The organism is Mesorhizobium sp. M2C.T.Ca.TU.002.02.1.1 (genome assembly GCF_003997225.1).
Genome location: NZ_RZTO01000360.1, coordinates 1 through 5,875, shown reverse-complemented (window position 1 = coordinate 5,875; position 5,875 = coordinate 1). Strand labels below are relative to the sequence as shown.

Genomic DNA, 5,875 nt, shown 5'->3' with positions numbered 1-5,875 from the left:
CCGATCGCGATGCCGGTTTCACCGACATGGGCCTCTGGCATCGCAAGATCCCGATCGATGTGGTGAACCTGAAAGACAAGGATCTTTGGGCGATCGACTCCCGCATCGCACCGATCGAAGGCGAGTACACGCTGCTCAAGAAGCGGGCGAGCTCTTTCCATGGCACCGGCTTGGCCGGCCTGCTCCGGGCAGCCGGCGTCGACACGATCCTGGTAACCGGCGTCACCGCGACGGCCTGCGTCCGCACCACGATCTGCGACGGGCTGGCCGACGGCTTCCGCACCATCGCCGTACGTGAGTGCATCGGTGATCGCGTGCCGGGAGCGGTGGCGTGGAACCTCTACGACATCGACGCCAAGTTCGCCGACGTCCACAGCGTGGACGAATGCGTCGAGTATCTGAACACGGTCAACACCGCCCGCATCGCGGCGGAATGACTTGCCAGGCGCGTCCCCAGGGGCGCGCCTTTGTTCCATTGGGAGGAGTGAACATGGCACGCATCGGCGTCGACGTCGGCGGAACAAACACGGACCTGGTGCTCGAATGCGCCGCAGGCGTATTTTACCACAAGGTTCCGACGACCCTGAAGAACCAGTCCATCGGCGTCGTCGAAGGCGTCAAGGGCATTTGCGGCCTGGCTGGGATAGAGCCGTCCGAGGTGGATGTCATCGTCCATGGGACGACCACCGCGACCAACATCACGATCGAGCACAACGGCTCGGAAACAGGAATGCTCACGACGCGCGGCTTCCGTGACATCCTGCATATCGGGCGGCACAAGCGGCCGTACAATTTCTCGCTTCACTTCATCGTGCCATGGCAGAGCCAGCCGCTGGTGAAGCGCAGGAATCGCATCGCCATCTCCGAGCGCATCCTCCCGCCGCGCGGCGATGTCGAGACGGCGCTGGACGAGAACGAGGTGCGCGAGGCGACCAGGCTCTTCAAGAAGCGCGGCATCAACTCGGTCGTGATCGGCTTCATGTTCTCGTTCCTGAACGATGCCCACGAGCGCCGCGCCAGGGACATCGTGCTGGAGGAGATGCCGGATGCCTATGTGACGCTGTCGAGCGAGGTCGCCAACGTCATGAGAGAATACGAGCGCTTCTCGACTGCGGCGATGAACTCGTATGTGGGCCCGAAAACCGCGTTCTACCTGCGCGACCTGGAATCGAAGCTGCGCGAGGCTGGCGTGTCGTCGAAGCTGCGCATCATGCAGTCGAACGGCGGCGTCTCCACCGTCGAGGCCTGCGCGACGCGCCCGGTGCGCATCCTGATGTCCGGTCCTGCCGGCGGTGTCATCGGCGGCGCCTCGGAAGGCGAGATGGCGGGGGTGAGAAACATCATCACCGTCGATATCGGCGGCACCTCGGCCGACATCAGCACTATTCCGGACGGGCGGGTCAAGATCATGAACCCGCGCGACACCTACGTGTCCGGCCATCCTGTACTCACTCCGATGATCGATCTCGTCACCATCGGCGCTGGCGGCGGCTCGGTCGCCTATATCGACGAGGCCGGCGCCTTCAACGTGGGACCGCGCTCGGCGGGATCGGAGCCAGGCCCCGCTTGCTACGGTCGCGGCGGCACCGAACCGACGGTCACCGATGCGCAGATAGTGCTTGGCCGCCTCGATCCGGACCTGGTGCTGGGCGGCGACCTGAAGCTCGACCCGGCGCTTTCAAGGTCAGCGATCGAGGAGAGGATCGCGAAGCCGCTCGGCCTGTCGGTGACTGACGCGGCGCTCGGCATCATCAAGATCATCAACAACAATATGGCGCTTGCCATTCGCTCCAATTCGGTGGCGCGCGGCATCGACCCGCGCCAGTTCTCGATCCTGCCGTTTGGCGGCGCCGGGCCGCTACATGGTGTCGCGCTGGCCGAGGCGATCTCGGCGCGAGACGTGATCGTGCCAGTGGCGCCGGGCATAACCGCCGCCGTCGGCCTGTTGAAGACCGATCTGCAATACGAGCAGACCGAGGCTGTCATCGTCGAGCTCAATGCCGCGGACGAGGCCCAACTCGAGCGCATCAACCGCGCCGCTGCCGTCCTCCGCGAGCGGGTTGTAGCAGACCTCGACGCGGACGGCATCGCCCGCGACCAGCAGAGAATCGAGATCGTGGCGGAATGCCGCTATCACGGCCAGGGCTTCGAGCTGCGCGCAAAGATGCCGGAAGCATCGGTCACGCAAGCCAACAAGGCCGTGATCATCACCAGCTTCCACGATCAGCATCAGCTCGACTACGGCTACAGCTACCGCGAGCAGGAGGTGGAACTGATCACCTTGCGCGCCATCGGCCGCGCTGCGGTGAAACGCATCGCCATCCCGAAGGTGAGACCCACGGACGGCTCCAGCGTCGACCGGGCGTTGATGTTCGTGCGGGCGACGACCTTCGACGACGGCCGCACGCTGGAGACGCCGCGCTATGATCGCACGAAGCTTTACGCGGGCGACAAGGTGAGCGGACCGGCGATCCTCGTCCAGCACGATTCAACGACCCTGGTGCCGCCCGGCTACGTCGCCGAGACGCTCGAATACGGAAACACGCGTGTCCATCGCGCCGGCGTGGCTTGAGAACAAGAGGGAGGAAATTATGATCAGCATGGCCCAAGCCGTGGCGCTCAAGGAGACGCCGGCCGAAATCGATCCCATCACGCTGCAGGTCATCCGCGGGTCGTTCGAGACCATCGCCGAAGAGATGGCGCATGTGCTCTACCGCATGTCCTTTTCCTCGATCATTCGCGAATCCGAGGATCTCGGCGCGGGCCTGTTCGACATCGAATTCAACACGCTGTGCGAGTCGGAATCGACGCCGATGCATATCGGCTCGATCCCAGGCTACCTGCGCGGCATCCAGGCAACGCTGGAGGATGGCGAATGGTATGAGGGCGACGTAGTCGTCCACAATCATCCCTATCACGGCTCCAGCCATACCCCCGATCTCGCAATCGTGGTGCCTGTCTTCTGGCATGGCCGGCTGGTCGGTTTTGCTGGCAACACCGCCCACCATGTGGACATCGGGGCGGCGACGCCCGGCCTCATCATCGACGTACCGGACGTCTTTGCCGAGGGCATGCTGTTTGCCGGCACCAAGCTTTACCGCAAGGGCCAGCCCAACAACGCGATGTGGAACTTCATCCGCAACAACAGCCGTGCGGCCCAGCAACTGGTGAGCGACATCGAGGCCCAGGTCGCTTCGGCCAGGCTGGGCGCGAAGCGCTTCGCCGAGCTGATCGAGAAGTTCGGCGAAGACACGGTCTTCCAAGCGGCCAACCAACTGATGGACTATGCCGAGCGCATGATGCGCCAGCGCATCCGCGACATTCCCGACGGCGAATATACGGCCGAGGGCTGGCTCGACGACGACGGGCGCAATCGTGATCAGCGCTTAAAGGTGAAGGTCACCGTCCGCGTCAGGGGCGACGAACTCGATGTGGATCTCACCGGCTCGGCCGACCAGACGCCGACGGCCTACAACGTGCCGTTCGAAGGCTCGACCAAAGTCGCCGCCTACGCGGCGTTCCGCAAGCTGCTGCTTGATGCCTACACGTCCGACATCCGCGTGCCCTCCAACGAGGGTTCGTTTCGGCCGATCAACGTAATCGCGCCGCTCGGCTCGATCTTCAATCCGAAGCCGCCGGCCTCTGCCGAGGCACGCTTCACCCAATGCAATCGCATGATCGATCTGATCATACGCGCGCTCGCGCCCGTGATGCCGGATGCCGTGATCGCAGGTAGCTCGGCATCGATCTCGTTCGCCGCCTATTCGGGCGTGCGTCCGAGCGGCGACTACTGGGTGTTTCTCGAAGTGAACGAGGGTGCCTATGGCGGTCGCCCGCGCTCGGATGGCCCCGACAGCATCGACAACCTGATGGCCAACACGCGCAACAATCCGCTCGAAGACCTGGCGATGCATATCCCAATGATCTGCGATCGCTACGAGTTGCGCGACGATGTGCCTCCTGGCGCCGGGGAGTTCAGGGGTGGTCTCGGCGTGGTCAAGGCGCAGCGTGTGCTGACTGATGGTTTCATCACCCATGAATCGGAACGTCACAAAGATGCGCCCTGGGGCATCTTTGGCGGCACCGACGGCGCGGTCGGCAAGTGCCTGATCTACAACGCTTCGGCGCCAGGCGCTGCCCGCGAGGTGCATTCAAAGTTCTCGGGACTAGCCGTGAAGGCCAACGATACCATGGCCTACTACAGCCCCAATGGCGGCGGTTACGGCTCGCCATTGAAGCGGCCTGCCCAAAAGGTTCTCGAGGACGTGCTCGATGGCTTCTATTCGACGGAGCATGCGCGCGACGTCTACGGCGTCGCGGTCGATGTCGAGCAGGAAACGGTCGATGTCGAGGCGACCGCCGCACTGCGAGCGGCGCTCGCAAAAGCCTCATAGCACCCGAGAATCGACGCTTGGGCGTACTGCAACGCGCCCAGATCCACGACGACAAATGGGAGGAGAGCATGTTCGAGACTACCGCAAATAGCGCTGGCATGAGCGCCAAGGACGTACGCTACGCGACCTGGGTTACCCTTTTCGCTTGGGTCTTCGCGGTCTACGATTTCATCTTATTCGGGACATTGCTGCCGGAAATCGGCAGGCATGAAGGCTGGAGCACTGCCTTTCAGGCAGAACTCGCGACGTGGATCGCCGTCGGCACGGCGGTAATCGCCTTGCTGGTTGGACCGGCGGTGGACCGTATGGGTCGCCGGAACGGCATAATCCTGACAGTCTCCGGTGCCGCCATCTGCTCGGCCCTCACGGCCATCGGCGGCGGTTTCGGCAGCCTGGTCCTGGTGCTTATCCGCTCGCTCGGTGGTTTTGGCTACGCCGAGCAGACGGTGAACGCTACTTACCTGAGTGAACTCTATGCGTCAGCGCCTCCCAGCGTAGCGCGGCGCCGGGGCTTCCTGTACAGCCTCGTGCAGGGGGGCTGGCCGATCGGCGCGCTTCTGGCCGCTGCACTAACAGCAATTCTCCTGCCGTTTATCGGCTGGCAGGGATGCTTCATCTTTGCTGCGCTTCCCTCGCTGATCATCGTGGTCTTTGCGCGTAAGCTGAAGGAAACTCCGCAATTCCTGGCGCACCAGTTGAAACGCGGCCGAGCCACGGCTCAAGATCGGGATCAAGACGGGCTGCGCGCGACGCTCCGGGGCTCGACGCGGCGGACGACACTCGTCCTTGGAGCGGCGTTCCTGCTCAATTGGTTTGCGATCCAGGTGTTCAGCGTGCTGGGCACGACCGTGATCACCGACGTTCACCATGTCTCGTTCGAGAGCTCGTTGGTCGTTCTCATCCTGTCCAATCTTGTCGGCTATCTCGGGTATCTCGCATTTGGCTTCCTCGGCGACCGCATCGGCCGGCGCAATGCGATCGCTTTGGGCTGGACCATAGCCGGCCTATTGTTCACCGGCATGCTGTACGCCCCTCATAGCCTTGGTCCCGTCATGGTGCTGTACAGCCTTGGTCTGTTCTTTCTTATCGGCCCTTACGCGGCGCTGCTGTTTTTCATCGGCGAGAGCTTTCCGACGACCATCAGGGCCACCGGCGGCGCGCTCGTCGCCGCGATGGGACCGATCGGTGCCATTCTGGCAGGACTGGGCGCGACTTATCTCCTGAACGCCGGATCGACATGGCAGCTCGCCGCGCTGTATTTCGGAGCCGTCCCCTGCTTCGTGTCCGGGTTGCTGATTTGCGCTGCGCCAAAGGTCAATCCGGGGGACGTCTCGGAGGCGGAGATTGCTGGTGTGACGCAATCCTTAGCCTGATGAGCCGGCGGCCCTACTCTTTGAAGTGCTGGGAGGGGAGTGTGCCTCTCCCAGTCCAGGATGCGCCTTCCAATCGGCGCGCGGTTGTTGGCATTCGGAATCTATTGC

4 protein-coding genes are annotated in these 5,875 nt (G+C 63.3%); all 4 read left to right on the top strand.

Features of this window, described 5'->3' with window-relative positions; translation table 11 throughout:
- A partial coding sequence (locus EOD07_RS19195; protein ID WP_127236588.1) for an isochorismatase family protein occupies positions 1-437 on the top strand: 437 nt, incomplete at its 5' end.
- A 53-nt stretch (positions 438-490) separates the two neighbouring features.
- On the top strand, positions 491-2,572 hold the full coding sequence (locus tag EOD07_RS19190) for a hydantoinase/oxoprolinase family protein (protein ID WP_127236587.1): 2,082 nt from the start codon (positions 491-493) through the stop codon (positions 2,570-2,572).
- 19 nt (positions 2,573-2,591) lie between these two features.
- A complete protein-coding gene (locus tag EOD07_RS19185) occupies positions 2,592-4,394 on the top strand; it encodes a hydantoinase B/oxoprolinase family protein (protein WP_206519499.1) in 1,803 nt (600 codons plus the stop codon).
- Between the two features lie 17 nt (positions 4,395-4,411).
- Entirely contained in the window at positions 4,412-5,767 is a 1,356-nt protein-coding gene (locus EOD07_RS19180) for an MFS transporter (RefSeq protein WP_206519498.1), read from the top strand.
- The last annotated feature ends 108 nt before the right edge of the window (positions 5,768-5,875 follow it).

Coding starts and splice junctions, on each gene's coding strand:
- EOD07_RS19190 (WP_127236587.1), top strand. CDS start 491: ATGGCACGCATCGGCGTCGACGTCGGCGGAACAAACACGGACCTGGTG.
- EOD07_RS19185 (WP_206519499.1), top strand. CDS start 2,592: ATGATCAGCATGGCCCAAGCCGTGGCGCTCAAGGAGACGCCGGCCGAA.